The following is a 21,634-nucleotide window of genomic DNA, read 5'->3' on the forward strand; positions in this document are numbered from 1 at the left end:
GAACGGGATAAAAAGCGCTTACAATTAAATCATAACAAAAAAGAGGTGAGGGTTTTTGAGGGATTCATCTGCATACCAATTGACTTCCACGAACGGGGGCCTGAATCAGCAAAGGCATCTTTGGACGGAAATGAAAAAACACAAGTACTTGTACTTGCTTGTGGCGCCAATGATTATTTATTTTATTGTCTTTTCTTACATCCCCATGTATGGAATTCTCCTTGCCTTTAAGGAATTTGACTATTCGAAGGGTATTTTGGGAAGTCCATGGAACCATTTTGAAAATTTCCGCATTGTATTGTCTGATCAAAATTTTCATCAAGCCTTTCGAAACACCATCCTGATCGGATTAGGCCGGTTACTCATTGAGTTCCCTGTTCCGATTATTGTCGCTATTCTGTTGAGTGAATTACCCTTCAAACGATTGAAAAAGTTTTATCAGACTGCCCTTACGTTTCCTCATTTTATCAGTTGGATCGTTCTGAGTGGCATCTTAATCGGATTATTGGGTGATCAAGGAGTAATTAATCAACTATTGTCGTTGTTGGGTTTTGAGAAAAACACAATATTGTCAAATAGCGGCTTGTTTACGGCCCTTATATTTATATCGAATATTTGGAAAGAAGCCGGATGGTCTGCGATCATCTACCTGGCTGCTATCGCCGGGGTCAATATGGAATTATACGAAGCGGTTACGGTGGATGGAGCTAACCGGTTCCAGAAAGTAAAAGCTGTCACGTGGCCAGCGGTAAAAGCAGCAGCTCTCATTCTTCTGGTGTTGGCAGTGGGCAATCTGTTGAACGGCGGGTTTGATCAAATCTTCAACTTGTACAATCCGATCGTGGCTGATTATTCGGAAATTCTGGACACATATGTATACAAGACCGCATTTATCGATGCGACGGGATTTGGCTATTCCACCACGGTAGGATTGCTGAAATCAGTCATCAGTTTTGTCTTTTTATTCAGTACAAATGCCATTGTGAATAAGATGTCGGATGGGGGAGGCCTATAAATGAGACAGAGAATAAACCTAACAAATGTACTTCTAGCGCTTGCGCTCGGCATACTTGCGATACTTGCGATATTCCCCTTCTATCAAACTTTGATTGTTTCGTTCTCAACCTTAAATGACAGGGGCAGCGGTCATATTTTTCTTTGGCCGCGTTCCATTGACTTTTCGGCATACCAATATCTATTTGCCGAGGGGTTAGTGACAAGAGGGATGCTCGTATCCATTTTTGTGACAGTCGTGGGCACGGTTGTCAGCATGATCGTAACAACAGCAGGAGCTTATGCTATTTCAAAAAAAACCATGCCTGGCCGTAATGCGATTTTGAACGGCATCATTTTTACGATGTTTTTCTCCGGCGGATTGATTCCTTATTTTCTTACTTTGCAAAATCTTCACTTGCAGAACAATTTGTTTGTCATGATTCTGCCGGTTGCCGTTAACGCTTTCAATCTGATTTTGATGAAAAACTTCTTTGGTACCGTTCCTCCGGCTTTGGAGGAGTCGGCCAAACTGGATGGGGCAAACGATATTACAGTATTGATTCGTGTCGTGGTTCCAGTATCGCTTCCGATTATTGCAACAATCACACTGTTCTATGCGGTCGATCGTTGGAATGAATGGTGGCTCGCAATGCTCTTTATCAATGATCCTAAATATTACCCGCTGCAACTGGTGCTACGAAATGCGATCACTAATCTAAGCGCTCTGCTGAACAGTGCGACGGCTACACAAATGGCACAAGGCACGTCCAGATTTTACGGGGAGTCTGTGAAGGCCGCCATCATTATGATTTCCGCCCTTCCGATTTTGATCATCTATCCGTTCATACAGCGATTCTTTAATCAGGGTATTATGCTGGGTTCCGTCAAAGGTTGATAATAACAATCATGGATTGTTGTTATAGATAAATATAGTTAAAGGGAGGCTCAATATTGTTATGAGAAAGAATCGAATGATGGGTACGGTTGCAGCAGCACTGTTGTTGACGACTGTCTTGTCGGCATGTGGTGGGGCGAACGAAGGGGCTTCGAACGAAAATTTGAAATCGACAGCATCGTCGCCATCGACATCAACGGATACTGTAACTGAAAATGAAAAACTAAAAGTGGCTCTGTGGGGAATTCAGGACACATTTAATGCTGCTGGAAATACGAGTGACACTGTCTTCAACGATCTTCAACAAAAGTTTAATGTAACCATCGAGCCGGTGCAAATTACCTGGAATGATTGGCTCGAAAAATTGAAAGTCTGGGCGGCTTCTTCCCAACTTCCTGATCTCTTTCCAAATGATCTTGCAGGTAACCTGGCTCTTTACACTACCTGGGCCAAGCAAGGGATCATTAAACCGTTGCCCGAAGATTTGAGCCCGTATCCCAACATTCAAGCACTTATGAAGGAACCGTCCATTCAATCCTTTAAGATTGACGGTAAATATTATATGATTCCGCGGATGACCTATCCTAGTTCAAGTGATTGGTCGATGGACAGACCAATTTCTTACCGCAAGGATTGGGCCGAACAAGCAGGGTATACCTCGTCGCCAAAATCATTTGATGATTTGGTCGCCATGATCAAGGCTGTTCAAGCACAACATCCTGGAGTAACCGGAATTTCTTTGGCGAACAAGCCGTATCTGCTCACCGCCTTCCTCGGCAGCTTCCCGGAAGAATCAAACGAAAAATCCTGGGTCAAAGAGGACGGAAAATGGATTCCTGCTTTTGCATCCCCACGGATGTACGAAGGAGTGAAACAATTGCGTACTCTGTATCAGGAAGGACTGTTGGACAAGGATATCGCGATTCAAAAGGATAGCGACGGCACCATGAAGTTTGTGAACGGGCAATCCTTCATGCTCTTCGGTCAGCTTACCGCCACCAATATTGAACCGTTTATTAAGGCAAATCCCGATGTTGAATTTAAGGATGCCTACGGATTTTTGGACTGGTATCCGGCATCGGACGGTCAACGGTATACGTTCGCGGAGACACCGTTCTGGTCGGAACTTTATTTCAGCAATCAAATGAATGATGCCAAGTTTGATCGGGCGTTACGGCTCGTTGATTACATGATTGGCGATGAATATACAGCAAAACTAAAAAACGGTATTGAAGGTACGGATTATAAAGTGGAGAACGGAAAAGCTGTTTCGCTGCTACCGGAAGGCCAAACGCTGGCTGATAAATATCCTTTTACAGATGCCTTAGGTTCTCTTGCATCTTGGTACGGCGGATTTCTCTATTCAGGCCAAAAAGTTGTAAGCTCGGATCCGAATCTTGCGGCATACGACCAAATGTCCATTGACAAGTATAATGAACTTAAAACAACGGCGAAACCTGTGCCTATCAATTTTGAAATCATGACCATGTCTACACCTGCCAAAGACAAAGTCGCCACTTTGCGCACTGATGCTCTGAACAGCCTGTTTAAAGTGGTCATGGGCAAGGACGATCCTGTTGAGATGTGGAAAAAAGAAATTAAAGCTCTGGATGCCAAAGGCTTGCAGGCTGCTATCGAGGAAACGACCAAAGTTGCCGCCGAAAAGGGAATCCAATAACGGCAAACAAGGAGGGTGATGCAGAGGGGAACCTTTAGCGCATCACCTTTTTTTCTTTAATAAAAATAATGAAAAGAGGAAGAGATATGAAAGCACCCTTGTTTCGCGATCCGATTCATGACGGCGCGGCGGATCCGGTCATCGTGTGGAACCGTGAAGTACAGGAATGGTGGATGATCTATACCAACCGCAGGGCGACAATAGAGGCAGAGGGGGTTGCTTGGGTACATGGAACGGATCTCGGCGTGGCGTCGTCACGGGATGGCGGAAAAAGCTGGCTGTACCGGGGAACGCTAACGGGGCTCGATCTGGAGTGGGGACGGAATACGTTCTGGGCGCCGGAAATTTATTGGCATGACGGGGTTTACCACATGTACGTCAGTTACATCCAAGGCGTGCCAATCATGTGGGCGGGTCATCGGCGCGACTTGGTTCATTATACTAGTAAGAACCTGCTCGACTGGACATTCCAATCCAAGCTTGAACTGAGTTCAGACAGCGTCATCGATGCCTGTATCCATGAACTTCCAGGGGGCGGCTTCCGCATGTGGTACAAGGATGAGGAACATGGCTCGCATACGTATGCCGCCGACAGTAAGGATCTTTACCATTGGGAAATTGTCGGTCCCGTTCTTACACATCGGCAGCATGAGGGACCGAATGTGTTCCAACTAAAAGGGTATTACTGGATGATTATCGACGAGTGGAGAGGTCAGGGAGTGTTCCGTTCGGACGACCTGATTACCTGGGAGCGCAATGGGCTTATCCTGGACCAGCCGGGAACACGCGAGGATGACGGCATGATCGGAATGCATGCCGATGTTGTAGTTCAGGGAGAGAAGGCCTATATCTTCTATTTTACCCATCCAGGCAGGACGCCGGACAAAGAAGGTCAGAAGGAAAGCCGGGAGACTCGCCGTTCGTCCATCCAGGCGGCACGACTTGATGTCATAAATGGCCTACTCGTATGTAATCGCGATGACGATTTCGAAATCGAATTATCAATACAAGGCGATACAGATGCAAAGTAAGCTAATCTACAATCAGCCGTTCGAAGCGTATTTATTTGTTTATTTCACGGTTGAGGACTCAGGCGAGGAACAGGTGTTTTTTCTATAAGCAGGGATGATTTGCACTGGAAATATTTGAAATGATCGGAACGAATGGTGCTTGTTGGATGATCAATTCGCAGCTCAAAAGGGCTATATGCTATTGATCACCGATGACCTGTCAAGCGCTAATAGAAGCTTAGCTCTAGGGGAACCAATGGAAGAACACATGTCAGATGATAACTCTTCAGATGACATTCCGTTATTGGAGGGATGAATAAGATGTTAGGCAAAAAGGTTATCGCATACACTGACACCTCGCAAGAGTGGAAACTTGGCCAGAGTATGCATTTGGCTCTTTATGGAAGCGATAGGCTGATTCTGTTGAACTTTGGATACGGAGTACTATTTGCCCCGGCGCATTATGAAAATATATCTGATTCTAAGGCTGGGGCAACAGGAGGACTGGTAAATCCCTGGATTTTCCGCATGTCGGATGGAACGATCGGCGTTGTAGCACAGAGCACAGAAAGCAGTGGTTATAACCAGGTAGAGGTAAGCGTTGCTGCTTCACCGGGTAAGTTGCTGTTCTGGACGACGACGGATTTGGTGTCGTACGAAAGCAAAGGCTTCTTGACGATCACGGAGGACGAGACGATTTCTAGGCCTCAAGTTACCCGGAAGGCAGACACTTATTATATTTCCTGGGAGGGAGATTACGGGGAGGTGAAAGTCAGCAGCACCACGAATTTTGTTTCATTCTACGCCCTTTATGACTCTCCGGTCCCTCGTGACGAGATAAGCGTAACTATGGATAACGGTGATGCGTCGTGTGTTTTTGAACTTACTGATTTGGAGAAAGATTATCTGACCCGGAAGCTGGGTCCGTTGGAGAATACCGGAGTCAATCCGGTCCCTGACCTCTCGGTAAGAGTAGGAGCAAAGCCTGATTTTAAACATTTGCCCAAACTCACCGCACTGTATAACGATTCGTCCACTGCCGAGAAGAAGGTGGAATGGGATCAAGCAGCATTTGATTCGATTCCTTTTCATCAGCCGGGAACCTATATGATTACAGGAAAGGCCGACATACGGGAATATGCCTGGCCCATGATCACCCAGCGTGCAGATCCGCATGTGGTCTTGTATAAGAACAAGTATTACTTTATTGCTACAGATGACGACCTGCAGGAGCATTTATACATTCGTGTTTCCGATAGGCTGGAGGGGATAGCCGACGCACCGGATCACCTTATTCTGAATCGAAATCCATCCGGCGATATGTCAGGACTCTTCTGGGCGCCGGAACTTCATCTTATAGGCAACAAGCTGTCCATACTGTTTGCCGCCTCAACAGAAAGTTCGCCCGAAAATTGGTGGAAAAACGTCCAGTGCCGAGTAATGCAGCTTGTCGGCAGTGATCCGCTAAGTGCCTCGGATTGGGGACAATCACAGCGCGTTATGCAGAAGGAATCCAATGTCCCGTTATATAACGGCACTGGTATCACCTTGGATATGACCTATTTCGAGGTGAATGGTACTCATTACTATATGTGGTCACAGCGAGACCTGGCGGAGGGAATGGATTCGGCCAATTTGATGATTGCGGCAATGAATCCCGAGAATCCGGCCTCTATTGCCAGCGTCCCTGTTTGCCTCGCCAAACCGCAGTTTGGCTGGGACCGACAGGGAGAAGTAAATGAAGGTCCTTATATGATCAGGCACCATGACGATGTGTACGTAACATTCTCTGGCAGCAACACCGACAACACCTATGCGGTAGGTCTTCTATCCGCCAAAGCGACTGCTGATTTGCTGCGGCCGGGAAGCTGGAAGGTAACGGGTTATCCGGTGCTTGCGTCCAACCATGTGTCCGGTCAACTCGGCCCGGGGCATAACGCATTTATTAAAGATGAGAACGGAAATGATGTCTTGGTGTTCCATGCCAGGCTAAACGGAGAAGAACGCTGCACTGGGATGCGCACTGTGCATTGGGCCTTTGACGGTTCTCCAATTCTGTATATGACGCCGGAACGGGAATTGAAGCCGGAGTTCAGAGCGGTAACTCTCTGTATCCGAGTTGTGAGTGAAAGCGAGGATATGACCAGTCGCACAGAGGACCTTGCCGATTACAGCAGCCTGCTTACTTATGTCAAGGGTGCGGGCGAAGATGATAATCATGTTTCTGGCGAGCGTGAATCCGCAATGTATGCCGCTGTTCGGCGGACTTGTGAAAGTGACTACACCTTACTCAATAGTGGAAAACCCATCCTGTACCCGGTTAGTAGCTATGCCGCTAATCCAATTGGTTCGGGATTAATGAGGTCGCCCCATCTGTTTCGCAAACCGGATGGAACGTTTGGATTGATTGCGGGAAATAACAACGCCGGAAGCCAGATTTATCTTTGGGATACCGACGATTTAATCGCCTACCGAAATGAACGCCTGCTGCTGTTGAACACCACAGGCATTGATGTTAAGGACCCCTGGGCTATATTCGATGATGAAATTCAGGCTTACCGTATCCGCTGGACAGGAGGAAATGGCCGATTTTATGAGACGCTAACCAACCTCATAGAAATATTGTCAGTTACGGAAATTGAGAATAGCGACCGGCCAGTCGTGCATAGCCCCTTCCCGGTTGTATCGGGGCCTGTTTCGGAACTGAAATTATCGAAAGTGGAGTATGAGCGAGTTGTTCGGAAATACTCCAGAATTGTCCATACAGCAGTAGAACCTCAGACCGCGACCGTCCGATTTGGAGAGACCGCAGCGCTCCCGGATAAAGTGAAGTGTTGGTACAGTGACGGGTCTTCGAAGCATATGGGGGTTGAATGGGACACAACCCATATCGAATTTCTTACTCCTGGGGTCTACACCTTTAACGGAACAGTCAAGCAAGAAGTTTATGCCGCCCCTTTTATCAAGTATCGCGCAGATCCTTATGTTACGAAGGGAAAGGACGGCTATTATTACTTTACTGCAAGTTACCCCATTAACGGTGACGAGGACTCTGAGGGTTATGACCGGATTGTTTTGCGACGCTCGAAATCGCTTGAGGGACTTGGCGGAACCGTTAACCTGGATGGCAGCGCCAGGGAGGAAGTGCATGAGATTGTGATTTGGGATGAGAAGAACTCCAATACCAATCACCGCTTTGTCTGGGCGCCGGAGATTCATCAAATACAAGATAAATGGTACGTGTTCCTTACCTCAAGCCGGAGTCAATCTGATATATGGGCGATTCGACCGTCAGTTATTTCCTGCGGAGGCGATGGGGATCCTTTTAAACCAGAGAACTGGGATATGGAAGCGAAATATTGTGAGCCAATGGAAGAGGATATGATAGCTTTTAGCAACTTCTCGCTGGATATGACCTATTTTGAAAGCGGCGGAGAACATTATGTTGCATGGGCTCAGTATGTTAACCACTCCTGTCTGTTAATTGCAAAAATTGATCCAAATCGACCATGGGAGCTCACCAGTAAATCTGTAATCCTGTCCTCACCGGAATATGCTTGGGAAAAGACGACAGACGGAAATACGATGATTGACGAGGGACCGGCGGTTATTAAGCACGACGGGACAGTCTACTTGGCATTTTCGGCTTCCTCAGTTAATTGGTCTTACTGCATAGGAATTATGACTGCAAGCGAGGGTTCGAATCTTCTGGATCCACAGAATTGGATTAAAAACGGGTATCCCGTGCTGGCGACAGACGATTTGGCAATTCAGTTAGGGCCTGGCCACAACTCTTTTACCGTAGACGAACTTGGTAATCCGGTGATTGTATATCACGCAAGAACTCCTGGTGAGAAAGAGGGATCGGGAAATGGCGGATTAGGTGATCCTGGAAGACATGCCCATATCAAGCGGGTGCACTTTAAGGCAGATGGCGACATCGTGTTCAGCATGACGCCGGAAGAAGAACTGAATCCGCATTTAAAGAAAGTAACCTTAAACGTTGTAGTCAAGAATGACGTTAGATAAAGGCACATTTTGTAAATTAGACCGAACATTCTGCCTAAAATTCAAGCCTAGTTATTAACGAATGTTTTGAGAAAAGTGTGTTGTCGTTAGCATTACTTTTTCGGATATTTGAACTCATTGTATCATGACACCATGATCCCATTAGCAATGAGCGATTAATCCTGTTCTTTTCTGGAACAGGAAATCGCTTATCATAGCTTTCTCAAGCGAGTATCTAATAGATTCGCTTGTATTCTGAACTTATTGAAAGCGCTTAATTTAAGGGGGTGATACATTGGTTCTATACGGATAGTGTCTTCTGCTGGAATTTGGAAAATGTCGAAAGTAAGGACTTGAGTAGAACGATAACAAAAATTTATTGAAAAAGGTAATTATAGGAGATGAAGTGAAAAATGTTAACTATGAGAAGCAGAAAGAATTTAAAGTTTTTATCCATTCTTATTGCATGTGTGATGTTGTTAGTTACATTGTCGGTATCTTATCCATCAGAAACTCATGCTGCAACTACTTTAAATACCTATGCAGCGCCTTCAGGGGTTCCACAGGATACAACCTTTAGTGTAAAGGTACGTGTTCCTGGAGGAGCATGGATAGATTTGGATGAATATCAAACTAGAATCGGGGGACCAAGCAGAGCTTCGTTTGCCTCCTTTGTAACTTTCGATAGTAACGGCCCGGTAGAAATGTCGGTAACTTATAACGCCGGAACCATATCGTCGGTAAAAATCCGTCCTTCAGCTAAGGGTATTACGCCTAGTATCAGTGGGAATACGGCGACATTTACCGTTCCCGGTCCTATGAAGCTTGTTTTGGATGTTAATGATAATGTAGACAACGATTTGATGATTTTTGCCAATTCACTAGAAACGAATATTCCTAATGCATCAGACCCGAATGTCATTTATTATGGTCCTGGTAATTATAGCGGGGACATTACAGTTCCAAGCGGCAAGACACTGTACCTTGCTGGTGGAGCTGTGGTCAGAGGTGGAATCAATGCGGATGATACTACCAATATCTCAATAAGAGGCCGTGGTATTTTACTCCAGCCTGGCGGAGAAGGTATTTCTGTTGACCGATCAAGCGGAGTTACCATCGATGGTGTTATCGTTAATGGCTTTGCTAATTTAAATAGTGGCGGTTACGGTATTGACCTACAGAATTCAAGCAATGTTAACATTAATAATGTAAAACTACTCGCTTATAAAAAGTGGTCAGATGGTATTGATATGATGTCATCAAACGATGTTAGCATTAATGATGTATATATACGTACCGGTGATGATGCCATTGCTGTTTATTCATCACGTCCCGATTTTAATGTTTTTGGCAGCACCAGCAATATCAGCGTTACCAACTCTGTTCTTATGAATGGCCTGGCTCATCCGATTAATATAGGCACACATGGAAACTATGATAACCCGGATCGTATTGATAAGCTTACCTTTTCAAATATTGATATCCTGACACACAATCCCTTATATGCAGTAGGGTTCATCTCTGTGACTGCCAGTGATGAGAATATGCTGACCAATGTGTTATTTACGGATATTCGTTGGGAAGATGTGCTCGTGCAAAAGTTTATCGATATCATTACTTACAAAAATGCAGGATACAGTAAGGCTCCGGGGCGAGGAATCAATGGTGTGACGATCAGGAACTTCTCATATAACGGAACCCTTACGGGTACTAACCAGATTTACGGCAATAGTGCCACCCGCATAACTCAAAATGTAATCTTTGAGAATCTGAAAGTCAACGGCAATGTTATAACCAGTGCAAGTGCAGGAAATTTTGCTGTCGGCAATTATACCGGCAATATCAACTTTGTACCCGTAGGAGAGGCCTATAACCGGGTTCAGTCGTTCAACTTCCAGACCAGATACATGAGGCATCAAAACTATGTGGGTCGGGTCGATGCAAATGTATCTCCGGTTGCTGATTCGCAATGGAAGATTGTTCCCGGACTTGCCGACCCATCAAGTATTTCTTTTGAATCTGTCAATAAACCTGGCTATTATTTAAGACACTCCACCTACAATATAGCATTGAGTCAAAATGATGGAACAGGTAGTTTTGCACAGGATGCAACGTTCAGGGTAGTAGCGGGGTTGGCAGACAGCACATGGTCATCATTCCAATCCTACAATTATCCTGACAGGTATATCAGACATTCCAATAATGTTCTATCCATTCAGCCTATTTCTACAACGCTCGAGAAGGCGGATGCAACCTTTAAGCTGGTCCATTAAATTATTTTAAGATGGCTTTGATGATATAAATGCTTGAAAAAGGCTGTAGATAACTGCAGCCATGGACGAGACATGAAGAGCTGCACATAATTGAACGAGCTAGTAGCCTGTATTTCGGAATGTTTGTAAAGGGTTAACGGGTTGCAACAAGATAATTAGTAAGCTCACGACACTATCATAAAGCAACCGACTGGGGTGATTCCTGTATTGCACAGGAGTCATCTTTTTTTCGCTCCTGTTGATATCTGTAATGGTTGAAACAACGGATGTAGTGGTAAGCAAAAAGGTTCCTGTGAAGGCATCAAAATTCATGGCTAACTAAAGCTACTTTGCTTCGTCCTTATTACATGACGATTGGAAAGACCCGTTATGCTGTAGGAGAACAACACCCGAAGCGGAAGAATATCGGTATTTTTGATTGGTTGTGCGTCGTCCAAGTTGCATTATATCTGAGTGAAGAGGCAATACAATGGGAGGTGAAGGAAGGGCACACTGGTTTTACTTCCTGATCGTAATCATTAGCGATGGCTCCATGCCGGTAGGAAACGATATTTTATTGGATACACATTGACTATCCAGGAACCTATAAAATGTCATGTGAAGGTGATTCGATGCTCTCAAATAATGAGTGGAACACGAAGAAGCTACAACGACGAGTTTAAACGACAAACCGTAAAGTATATCCAAGAGCAGACTAAGACGGTGGCGGAATTAGCTCAGAAGCTGGATATCCCTGCGAAAACCATACATCAATGGTTGGGGAAGTACCGGCAGTTCCAGAACGAGCCAGTGTCCAGCCCAGAACAAATGAGTGAGCTCAAAAGGCAACTGGAGGAAAAGGATCAAGCCCTCGCTAAAATGGCGGAAGAGATGGGAATCTTAAAAAAAGCAGTTCACATCTTCAGCAACCCAAAGAACTGAGATTCCAGTTCATCGAGGATCATCGCTCCCTTTTCTGTGTGTAGAAGATGTGCGGCGTTCTTTAAGTGTCACGGAGCGGCTATTACAAGTGGAGAACGGCCAAGCCGGGCCCGCAGGCAACTCGGAAAACGTTGCTATGCCAGCGGATTACTTATCATTTTTACGATTCCCATACCGCTACGGCAGCCCAAAATCACGATTCTCCTACAGCGTGAAGGACATAAGGTCAGCGAACGCACGGTTGGAAAATACATGAGAGAACTGGGCCTGTGCTCCTGTGTCGCCAAGAAGTTTCGTGTGAAAACGACCGACTCCAATCACGATTTGCCCATTGCACCGAACTGCTAAACCAGCAATTTAAGACAGAAAAACCAAATCAGACTTGGGTTACAGACATCACCTATATTCCCTGCCGGGAGGGACGAATGTACCTGGCCAGCGTTCTTGACCTATGCACCCGGGAAATCGTAGGCTGTCGGCTCGGCGATCGGATGACCACCGACCTCGTATTAGGCGCCCTGGACGACGCTCATAAGGCGAAACGACCGAAGAAAGGCCTTATCCACCATTCAGATTGTGGCTCACAATATGCCTCCAAAGATTACCGTAAACGTTTAAAAAAGTACCACATGAAAGCCAGTATGAGCCGCAAAGGCAATTGGTATGGCCGGTCGGCCATTGGAACTTTGGGACTCATTGTCTGGGGAATATTACGGTCCGCTACAACTACAACGGTGACGGCTTGTTGGTGAAGCAACGGAAGCGTGAACACCACAAGATACTACGTCGTTAGTGACCAAATCATTGCGGAACTCCAGGTAGTGAATTACACTCTGCAGATGATGTCCAGTTACCTGCTAATCCCTTACAAGATTTTTCGACAGCTTCGGGATTATTCTTATTCTTCAACAACGGAATAGTCCTAAATCACATATCTCGTTTACGGTATACAGTCGCAGCGATTATAATTGCAGCAAAGAGCCAAGCGGATAAAAAGATAGCGCCTTGTATAGGCGTGAGCACACTCATGTCATCGGGCTGGGGAAACCACATAACAAGTCCTGCGGTGTCGGGAAGATACTTCGCCAAAACAGTCTGATCTCGCAGGAGCGGGCCAGCGATGAAGTAATAACCGAGTACGGCAGCAACAGAAGGCAGCGAACGGCGCAGAATGATTCCGACTGCTGCACTGATCAGTGCAGTCAGGGTGAGGTAGGTGGACACTCCGATCATGACCGTCACAAGATTACCCAGAGCGACAGGTGCGGCGGTACTACCAATAAGGCTTGCGGTCAGCAGAAGCCCAGCAGATGAAACAATTATCGCGGTGGGAATAAGCACGATTGTTAAAGCGAAAAGCACCGCGACAAGCTGGATACCTCGACGAGGCATTGCTGTCAGGGTCGTGCGGATCTGCCCACCGGTGTATTCAGAACAAGCAGCCAGTATACCGAAAATCATAAACCCGCTCTGGGCGTAGCTAACAGAGGTCAACCCGATATCAAGTATGCTTTGTGTGCCCGTCAAGTCCAGCAGTCCTGCTCTGGTGAAGGTGATAGACAAAATGATATTGACAATGAATGTACCAACAAGGGTAAGCCATGTGAACGGCAATGACCATAGTTTCGATAGTTCAGCAGATAATACTCGGGTGAATTCCCGGCTACGTGGCCGGATACTCGGCGCACTCATACGTCCCTCCGGCAAAACGCAATGACCGCAGCAGTGAGAAATGCTGCTACCCAAGCAGTCATAATCATACCAGCCCAAAGAGGGTCGATCCCAACACCTGTATCTTTGATTTTAACAAACATGCGAATTCCGGCCATATCCGGCAGATAGTTCGCTAAAGGTGTGATTTTTGTCAGTAGGTAGGTCACGGTAACAACGGAGGTATTCATAATCAAAATCGCGAGCGGGATGACACCGTTTCGTGTTAGGACGGTGACTCCAAATGCCAATAGTGCGGTGAGTATCCAATAGCATACAACGCCGATCAGTCGCGGAATAGCAAGAATTCCCAGTGCAGGTGCATGCTCGCCAAGAATTATTTGAATCACAGTCATGGTGGCAGCGGTAGTAACTATGGCGAGAAGGGCGCTAGCACTTGCAACGACGGTCGCTTTCGACAACAGAAAACGAAGGCGACTTGGTACTGCAGTTAAGCTGGTAGTGATTTGGCGTCCTCCGGCGGATTCTTCACTCTCAGTGAAATACTCGCTGCTGATCGCGACCACGCCAAGAATAATCGCACCTATGACGCCAAACGCCAACTCCTGATAGCCAATGTCAGCCTCGACCGCAGTCTCAATTCCTCGCGAAATTGAGGAGAGCGCTGAAAAGGAATTAATCGCGGCAACTACGGGTGAGACAAGTATGCCGACTACCAAAGCGACCCAGATGGTAGGCAGGGAGATGAGTTTGGAAAGTTCTGCGGAAAATGTCTTCATCACATGTCCCTTCCATTTCCGGTAGTGAGATTGAAAAACGAATCTTCCAATGTTCTGTGAGAGCCAACGACCTCGGTAAGGGTGCCGTCGGCGACAATCTGCCCTTTATTGATAATGATAACGTCATCTACTGTCTCGGCAGTCTCTCCCATAAGATGGCTCGAAAGCAGCACAGTTCGGCCTGACGCCGCACGTTCACGAAGAAATTTCCTGAGCCAACGGATCCCTTCTGGATCAAGGCCATTGGTAGGTTCGTCCAGAATTAGAATCTCCGGATCTCCAAGCAGTGCGGCTGCAAGCGCAAGTCGGCGCCCCATACCGAGAGAATAGGACCCCACCCGTTTTGAAGCGGCGCTTGTAAGGTCTACAATTTCTAATACCTCGTCCACCCTGAAGCGAGAGAGTCCTGCAGATTGAGCCACCCAGTTCAGGTGAGCCCGTCCTGTTCGCGACCGATGAGCGCCTGAACCTTCGAATACAGCCCCAACAGTTGCGAGAGGATCGGGAAGCTTAGCATAAGGCACTCCGTTGATTAACGCAGTTCCTGATGTAGCTCGATCAAGTCCAAGCAGGATGCGAAGGGTAGAGCTTTTTCCCGCACCGTTTGGTCCCAAAAACCCGGTCACTCGACCAGATTTGGCTTGAAAACTGATGCTATTCAGGATGTTGAGAGAACCACGGCTTTTTGTTAATTGATTGATAGTGAGCAAGCATAACACCCTTTCTTGTTTTGTTATGCTTCTCATCATATCTGGTTCAGTCTAAAATCTGGGATGGCTTTGTCTAAGTTTGGTCTAATTTTTCTATCCACACGCTTGTTCCGTCCGTATCTGATACAAAGCGTGCCTGCAGCTTCATTTCGCTTAGCATATACATTGAAATTCCCAGTCCGATACCGGCACCGCGGTTTGCGGAGGATTGATCCATCCCGGGGCCATGGTCTTTAATCATTAACCTATCCAGTGTGGCATCCACGGCAATAGCGATATATCGTCCATCTCCAGCATGACGAAGGACATTTTGAAATAAATTGTCCAACACACGGGTCATCCATTGCGGGTCTATCTCCCACGAAAAGGTTGCTTCTTTAGGCATGTCTACGTGAATATGGAAACCGGCATCCTCGAATGCTGGATACCAGGACGCAATAGATGACCTTACAAATCGGACCATATTCGTGCGGGCAGGGTGGTACGGATATTTACCTGATGTAAGCAGTGTGTACGCTAAAAGATCGTCCATTAATTTACCAACATGTGTGATAGTATGGTCAATTGCTTCCAGTGAATCTAAACCTTCCCGGCCAAGGGCTTCTTTGCGCAGTTTTGAGGCGTGTCCACGCAGGGCAGTTAAGGGTGTCCGCAGGTCATGTGATAAATCCGCAATCAATTGTTGTCTGAGTACCCCTTCTTCCTTTTCGCGCAAACGGCTCTCTTCAAGCTGCCTAACCATTTGATTGAATGAAGCCTCCAACTGAGCTATTTCATCCATCCCTGCGGTTCGGGTAGGAACTGGATGTGGGAGATTAACACCTTCTGTGGAGAGAGACATGGCCTTTTGTAGGCGGATGAGCCGTTGACGAAGACGCTGGAAGAATACCCCTGAAATGAAAATAAATAAGACAATGATGAGTACGATAAGGATTACTATATCTCGATAATGATTTAATGTATCAATATTCTTTGGATCAGGGGATGGGTATACCCCGAAAACCATGACAAGGATCATGAGCGGAAGCAGAACGAGGATTAAAAAATGAACCAGCATGTATTGCCTGAAGAATATTCTCTGTTTCATTGTTTTACCCTGTAGCCGATACCCCGTACTGTCTGGACAATCTCGGGCGCATTAGGATCCTGTTCCAGTTTTACGCGGAGGTGGCGAATATGAACCGAAAGTGTTTTATCTCCATCGATATATGTTTGGCCCCAAACGGCTTCAAAAATCTGTTCTTTTGTAAGAAGCTGGTTTGGATTGCGCAGGAAATACATTAGAATTTGATACTCTTTTCCTGTCAGTATAATTTCTTCTCCGGTGCGCTCATCTGTCACTGTATGTCGAGACAGGTCTACAATGACATGTTGTCCGAGCTTTATTTGATCTGAGATTTCCAATCCATTGCGGCGAAGCAGAACCTCTACTCGCGCTGCTAGTTCATCGAGGTGAAATGGTTTGGTGACATAATCATCAGCAAACTGAAGCCCCAGCAGTTTGTCATCGACTGCCGCCCGAGCAGACAGCAATAAAATGGGCACTGAGGGTATTATTTTTTTCAAACGCTGGCCAATTGTGAAGCCGTCGAGCCCCGGTAGCATGATGTCAAGGATTACCACATCACACCCATGAATTTTTCGTTCTACGTCTTCGCCAGACTGCAACCAGCGAACCTCATAGCCTCGCTGTTCCAACTCATCCTTAACCCATCGGGCAATGTCCTGATTATCTTCAATATATAAAATTTTCTTCGTTTTCATAAACGCACTCCTCGTACAATTCGGTTTATATCGCCCATCACCAAGCTCTTCCACATTTTTTGAGATAGCCGATAAGCGACCAGCTCCAAGGATAACGTAATACAATTATATACGATTATCCGGTTGAGCAAACAGAGAGTACAAAAAGTCAACTCTTAAGTCCACACGTATTGAAATGAGGAGGACTGAACTGGTAATTGAACCGCGTTAAAGACGGAGAGTTAAACACTTTTTATGAATTTATCTTTAACTGAGGCTGGTGCCAAATAATTGGAGTTTATTTGATTCTTTACGAGTGTTTCCGAATATAGCTTTTAACTGAAGCTGCATAACTTATTAGAAGCAATACAATTGATAAAATCATACCCGTCGATAATACGATTGTTGGATTAAGACTCATTACGCTGGCGAAAACCACTTGCCAATCTACGTTCATTTTCGTTAATACATATCCACCAACTAAAGACAGCATGATAGACGCAAATAACAATAATCCACCTTTGGTGCCAAAAGTAATACAAGAATAATGATATAGAGCCAGCAAAGCCAGAGATATAATGATACTTAACAGTACGAATTGAATTCCAAGTATTAGCGGGAAAGTTTGATAAAGTAAAGCATAGACTAACATGATTAAGAAAAGAAAAATCATGTTTACGGCACAGAAAGCCAAACCCAAAAAATACTTTGATAAAACAATTTCTTTTTTTGTGACTGGAAAAGTCAATTGTATTTTATCGAAGTTATACTTTTCATCAAGTTCAACTGTGGCTTGTAATATAAGCGAAACTGACATGAGAATAAGTATAAGGGAGCTGACCACAAATCCGAATCCATTCTTGAAAAAAATCAAGCTTAACAGTATCAGGAAATAGTGGAAAAGCAAATTGTTTCTGTTTTTTTTGATGTGAATCATTTCGTAGATATCTTTTAGAATAATCCCCTTCATTGTACTTTGTCTCCTTTCACCATAAATAACATCACATCTTCTAAAGAAGCATTTTCAACCACCAAATCCTGGAATCTTTCCCGTATGGAGTGCTTGTTATTCACTAGAATATTGTATACATAGGATTCTTTTCTATAAGATACAATATCCCCTTCGTGCAATGCATCCATCATATTCTTTCCACATTTTACAATTCCGTAATTTTCCCTAATATCCTCATAGCTTTTAACAAATAATAGCTTTCCTTGATGAATAAAACCGATATAATCCGCTATCTTATCCAGATCACTGGTAATATGACTTGACATCAGAATGGTATGCTCTTCCGCTTCGCTGTACTTTCGCAATATATCCAGAATTTCATCTCTGAATATCGGATCCAGTCCGCTTGTTGCTTCATCGAGGATGATGAACTTTGTATGGTGACTGAACGCAATGGCAAACTCTAATTTCATGTTCATTCCTCGTGAGAAAGCTTTGAGTTTTTTATGCTCGGGTAAATTGAATTGTTGAAGATATTCACTAAACTTGAGCATGTCCCAGCGTTTATACATTTTTCTCATGATCTTTCCTATAATCGTCGGTGTAAACTCCAAATCATAGTGTGTCTGATCAAAAATAACTGCGATTTCTTCTTTGATGCTCTTTTCATTCGATTGAAAATCTCTTCCGAAATATTTTAATTCATCATAATCTGAATTCGTGATTCCTAAGATCGATTTTATAAAGGTGGATTTGCCGGCACCATTTTCGCCAATCAGGCCAAATACACTTCCTTGGGGAATTTCCAGCGTCAGTTCACCCAGTTTAAAATCCTTATACGTTTTTGAGATGTTCTTTACCTCAATGGCATTCATTATTCTTTATCCTCCTTATACATTACCCTTATAACTTTAATAATTTCGTCTAAGGAAATACCATTTTCTCTAGCAAGAACACTTGCTTCTTCAAGCATTTCTTCAATTCTCCGCCGATTCTCCTCAACAATAAAATCTTTGTTCTGACTGGAGACAAAGGTTCCTTTTGCAGGAATCGTCTCAATGAAGCCATCACGTTGCAAATTTTCGTAGGCCTTTTGGGTCGTTATAACGCTCACATGCAGATCCTTTGCCAGTTTACGCATGGAAGGAAGAATATCCTCCGGTTTCAATTCTCCTTTCATAATCATTTCTTTAATTTGAGATGTAATTTGTTCATAAATTGGCCTACTACTCGCACTGCTTAAGATAATCTCCATGCTTATCCTCCAACCATTTGAAAATAAACTGTACTTAACTTATAAGTACAGAATATACAGATAGCATAATTCTGTCAATCCGTGTTTATGAAATTTTAATAATAAGTTGAGGAAGTAGATATTTTGTTACGAAGTGTACAACTTAAAGTTAGCGTGTAACCGGTGAACGCCCCAATAAAATAGTGTATTGGATTGAATAATAAAGTAATGGCACATAAAGTTGTAGACTCAGAAAATAAATAAAGTAGTAGACTCACGCTGATTCATTAAACTCCCTCGAAATGATTAGTATCCTCACTCTAGCTCATGAATTCGCAGGATTTCACCCTGTAGTAAGTGGTACACGTCCTTAAGCGGACGAATGGATTAACTGTATCAGATCGAAGAGTTCTTATCGACGACCTCTTGAAGGCTTTATTTGGAATGATGGAGAGCAGTGAGCTAACCCAGCTAATTTTAACTGAGGAAAATTCGGATTTGGATGAGATATTTGCCCCAGTATTCGATTCTCAGGACCCCCAGATCATTTATCGGTGCCTCTGTCTTGTTTTTAGTACTATCCCTCATTCCAAAAACATTGGCCGAACGATTTGACCTATCCTTGATAAGTGAGGAAAGGCTTAATAGTTTGCTGTCGCTGCTGCTGGCTCGAGTGGAGCATTTTTATAACGAGGACATTGTCTTGCAGCTCTTTGTAACACTTCTACAACACAATAAATATTGCTGAAGGGCGAAAAGAACTAATCGGGACACTACTTGAAGCAATCGCTCAACGAGCTGTGAGAGAACAGGACAACGATATAAAGCGCTGGTTCAAGGAACAGATTGCTTCCTTTTTGCCGGCAGAAAAAACAGTATCTACTCCGCTACTTCCTAGCGGAACAGTTTTAATCAGGAAGAACTAAGTGGACGTAAAATTCTTTTTATACGTTACTTCAGAAATCTGGAATAGGTATAGCAATGGGAAACGCAGATGATCTGGTGAAAGAAGTAGCAGATATTGTAACGGATGATATAAGTAATGATGGGATTTTTAATGTATTTAGAAAGCTTAGATTAATCTGAAAACCGGTTATATAATCATCATGTTATGAAGACGTGAGAGATGTATTATAGACTTTATAAACTTAATTGAGAGTTTGTTGTAGTGTTTGCAAAAAAGAATTAATCCAGATATAGGAACATAAATATAATGCTATAGTAGCCATTATCAATATGGACAATGCGATAGTTCCAAATAACCGCTTTGCTATGAATATAATAATTCTCATATGGGTAACCTCCATTTTTTTAATTGAAATGATAAATGGAATTATATGACTCATCATATCGATGAATTGTTCAGAAGTTATTAGTAATTTGTTTAAAAAATATTAACCTGAATATCTCAGCTCTTGTGATAACCTCTTATAACCACCCAATAGAGCTTTCTTTCCAACCTACTGAGGCTTTTGCTGTCCTATGACGGTGAAAGCCTCTTTTTGTTCTAAAAATGAATTTACGAAGGATGTATCGCTTGTAGTGTACGATTATTTCAAGTCATCAAGGATGTTAATAAATATTAAATGAGTGTTTCACAAATATCCAACAATCTACGGATACAATCTTTTCAGGTTAGTCAGTGTCTGTAAGGAGGACTTTTAGAATGATAATTATTTTCTTGGGTACAGTTTTCGCAGCTATGATCTTTTTCAGCATAATAACAAACTCAAAAAAAGTGATGCATAACACTTTTTTACATCATAGGAGGGGGAGTAACTAAATGATGTTTTTCGTTATTGCAGTTGTTGTTGTGATTGCAATGGGGGTTCTATTCACCTTCAAAAAAGAGTAATGATGCCAAATTGACTGGCGACAATTCTGTTAGTGAAGATAAATGGAAAGGATCTGATGTAGATAAGTGAGGATTAGATGCATGAGTTAGGAGAGGTTGATTAAAGGTGCTCACAAACGGCATGCACCGTTAGGTGATAAGCTAAACACTCCAGGAGTGATAACGTGTTAAGTAATCTAATTATTATATTATTGGGTGTTCTCGTTCTAATGGAATATTATAAAAAACTTTAAAACTACAAAAGGATTTGAGGGAATGAATAATATAAGGGGAAAATTAGATGGGAAAATTATATTAGTAATTGGAGAGAGTATTGTTGATGTATTAATAAACCGTTTCTTGGAGGAGGGTGCGAGTGTAATTGCAGTAAATAGTAGTCGTAAAGAAACGGCAGATCCTTTATACATTAAAAACAAACTGAATTTATTATCGATAGATATTACCAATCCAAATGATATAGACTCTTTAATGGTTAAGTGGACGGAACATTTGGTGGGTTGGATATAGTATGCAATCTCATTAAAGCAAATCAAAAATATTATGGGTCAGAAGATAATTATGAGGATTTATTTGGTTTCGATTTAGAAGAGCCCTTTCAGATTTGCCACCGAGTAATTCCAACAATGATCAGGGGGGGTGGCGGCGTAATAATTAATATTGGTTTCTATACAAACCATCTTAGTGATATAAATTTGAACTTTAATCCTGGGAAAGCTGGTCTAGTCGGATTATCTAAAAATTTTGCCTATCGTTACATCCGACATGGAATACGTTGTAATGTGATACATTGTACTGAAAACCAGTCGGTTCAGTCTGAGAGAATTGCTGATGCATGTCTTGAATTATGTTGTAACAAAGACATTAATGCTACTGAAGTTATGATTCTAAAAAGTTCATAGGTTATATGCC

The 21,634-nt window shown here is 43.7% G+C and carries 19 protein-coding genes and 1 pseudogene; 12 read left to right on the plus strand and 8 right to left on the minus strand.

The genetic code is table 11. From position 1 onward, the window contains the following. Nucleotides 1–169 precede the first annotated feature (169 nt). From NYE33_RS13135 to NYE33_RS36470, 9 genes are all read left to right on the plus strand, one after another. Nucleotides 170–1,015 carry an ABC transporter permease gene (locus NYE33_RS13135; RefSeq protein ID WP_341068653.1) on the plus strand — a complete coding sequence of 282 codons (846 nt, stop codon included), beginning with the start codon at nucleotides 170–172 and terminating at the stop codon, nucleotides 1,013–1,015. Then, a complete protein-coding gene (locus NYE33_RS13140) occupies nucleotides 1,016–1,891 on the plus strand; it encodes a carbohydrate ABC transporter permease (protein ID WP_039298828.1) in 876 nt (291 codons plus the stop codon). Nucleotides 1,892–1,952: 61 nt separating this feature from the next. Beyond that, nucleotides 1,953–3,569 (plus strand): extracellular solute-binding protein, encoded by a 1,617-nt coding sequence (locus tag NYE33_RS13145; RefSeq protein ID WP_042139268.1) that lies wholly within the window; start codon nucleotides 1,953–1,955, stop codon nucleotides 3,567–3,569. 86 nt (nucleotides 3,570–3,655) lie between these two features. Continuing rightward, a complete protein-coding gene (locus NYE33_RS13150) occupies nucleotides 3,656–4,600 on the plus strand; it encodes a glycosyl hydrolase (RefSeq protein ID WP_042139267.1) in 945 nt (314 codons plus the stop codon). A gap of 300 nt (nucleotides 4,601–4,900) precedes the next feature. Then, nucleotides 4,901–8,608: a family 43 glycosylhydrolase gene (locus NYE33_RS13155; protein ID WP_042139266.1), complete on the plus strand. Its 3,708-nt coding sequence runs from the start codon at nucleotides 4,901–4,903 to the stop codon at nucleotides 8,606–8,608. A gap of 401 nt (nucleotides 8,609–9,009) precedes the next feature. Continuing rightward, nucleotides 9,010–10,860, plus strand: a complete 1,851-nt coding sequence (locus NYE33_RS13160) for an AbfB domain-containing protein (protein ID WP_341066025.1) — start codon at nucleotides 9,010–9,012, stop codon at nucleotides 10,858–10,860. Nucleotides 10,861–11,484: 624 nt separating this feature from the next. Next, complete coding sequence (locus NYE33_RS13165; RefSeq protein ID WP_042139265.1) at nucleotides 11,485–11,781, plus strand: transposase; 297 nt, start codon at nucleotides 11,485–11,487, stop codon at nucleotides 11,779–11,781. Nucleotides 11,782–11,817: 36 nt separating this feature from the next. Next, nucleotides 11,818–12,129 carry an IS3 family transposase gene (locus NYE33_RS36465; protein ID WP_197074290.1) on the plus strand — a complete coding sequence of 104 codons (312 nt, stop codon included), beginning with the start codon at nucleotides 11,818–11,820 and terminating at the stop codon, nucleotides 12,127–12,129. Then, nucleotides 12,051–12,533 (plus strand): DDE-type integrase/transposase/recombinase, encoded by a 483-nt coding sequence (locus NYE33_RS36470; RefSeq protein ID WP_197074289.1) that lies wholly within the window; start codon nucleotides 12,051–12,053, stop codon nucleotides 12,531–12,533. Before NYE33_RS36465 ends, NYE33_RS36470 begins: the two co-directional genes overlap by 79 nt. A 175-nt stretch (nucleotides 12,534–12,708) precedes the next feature. On the opposite strand, the gene NYE33_RS13170 is transcribed toward NYE33_RS36470, so the two are convergent. From NYE33_RS13170 to NYE33_RS13205, 8 genes are all read right to left on the minus strand, one after another. After that, entirely contained in the window at nucleotides 12,709–13,473 is a 765-nt protein-coding gene (locus NYE33_RS13170) for an ABC transporter permease (protein ID WP_042139264.1), read from the minus strand. Continuing rightward, nucleotides 13,470–14,231, minus strand: coding sequence for an ABC transporter permease (locus NYE33_RS13175; RefSeq protein WP_042139262.1), 762 nt, complete (start codon nucleotides 14,229–14,231; stop codon nucleotides 13,470–13,472). Before NYE33_RS13175 ends, NYE33_RS13170 begins: the two co-directional genes overlap by 4 nt. Then, the gene (locus NYE33_RS13180; RefSeq protein ID WP_042139260.1) at nucleotides 14,231–14,941 is read right to left on the minus strand and encodes an ABC transporter ATP-binding protein; all 711 of its coding nucleotides are present in this window, start codon (nucleotides 14,939–14,941) and stop codon (nucleotides 14,231–14,233) included. The genes NYE33_RS13175 and NYE33_RS13180 overlap by 1 nt, the downstream gene beginning before the upstream one ends. A gap of 73 nt (nucleotides 14,942–15,014) precedes the next feature. Beyond that, a complete protein-coding gene (locus NYE33_RS13185) occupies nucleotides 15,015–16,028 on the minus strand; it encodes a HAMP domain-containing sensor histidine kinase (RefSeq protein WP_042139259.1) in 1,014 nt (337 codons plus the stop codon). Further along, entirely contained in the window at nucleotides 16,025–16,705 is a 681-nt protein-coding gene (locus NYE33_RS13190; protein WP_341066031.1) for a response regulator transcription factor, read from the minus strand. The genes NYE33_RS13185 and NYE33_RS13190 overlap by 4 nt, the downstream gene beginning before the upstream one ends. A 289-nt stretch (nucleotides 16,706–16,994) precedes the next feature. Beyond that, the gene (locus NYE33_RS13195) at nucleotides 16,995–17,654 is read right to left on the minus strand and encodes an ABC-2 transporter permease (protein WP_042139258.1); all 660 of its coding nucleotides are present in this window, start codon (nucleotides 17,652–17,654) and stop codon (nucleotides 16,995–16,997) included. Next, complete coding sequence (locus NYE33_RS13200; RefSeq protein WP_042139256.1) at nucleotides 17,651–18,511, minus strand: ABC transporter ATP-binding protein; 861 nt, start codon at nucleotides 18,509–18,511, stop codon at nucleotides 17,651–17,653. Before NYE33_RS13200 ends, NYE33_RS13195 begins: the two co-directional genes overlap by 4 nt. Continuing rightward, nucleotides 18,511–18,891 carry a GntR family transcriptional regulator gene (locus NYE33_RS13205; protein WP_042139254.1) on the minus strand — a complete coding sequence of 127 codons (381 nt, stop codon included), beginning with the start codon at nucleotides 18,889–18,891 and terminating at the stop codon, nucleotides 18,511–18,513. The genes NYE33_RS13200 and NYE33_RS13205 overlap by 1 nt, the downstream gene beginning before the upstream one ends. 939 nt (nucleotides 18,892–19,830) lie before the next feature. Here NYE33_RS13205 and NYE33_RS13210 point away from each other — a divergent pair. The 3 genes and pseudogenes from NYE33_RS13210 to NYE33_RS13220 all read left to right on the plus strand — a co-directional run. Beyond that, nucleotides 19,831–19,956: pseudogene (locus NYE33_RS13210) on the plus strand (HAD hydrolase family protein); the annotation flags it as partial. 1,024 nt (nucleotides 19,957–20,980) lie between these two features. Further along, complete coding sequence (locus tag NYE33_RS13215; RefSeq protein ID WP_341066035.1) at nucleotides 20,981–21,232, plus strand: hypothetical protein; 252 nt, start codon at nucleotides 20,981–20,983, stop codon at nucleotides 21,230–21,232. Then, nucleotides 21,202–21,624, plus strand: a complete 423-nt coding sequence (locus NYE33_RS13220) for an SDR family oxidoreductase (RefSeq protein ID WP_081970149.1) — start codon at nucleotides 21,202–21,204, stop codon at nucleotides 21,622–21,624. Before NYE33_RS13215 ends, NYE33_RS13220 begins: the two co-directional genes overlap by 31 nt. Nucleotides 21,625–21,634: the final 10 nt, after the last annotated feature.

This window comes from Paenibacillus sp. FSL R10-2199, from assembly GCF_038000235.1.
GTDB classification, from domain to species: Bacteria; Bacillota; Bacilli; order Paenibacillales; family Paenibacillaceae; genus Paenibacillus_AQ; species Paenibacillus_AQ phytohabitans.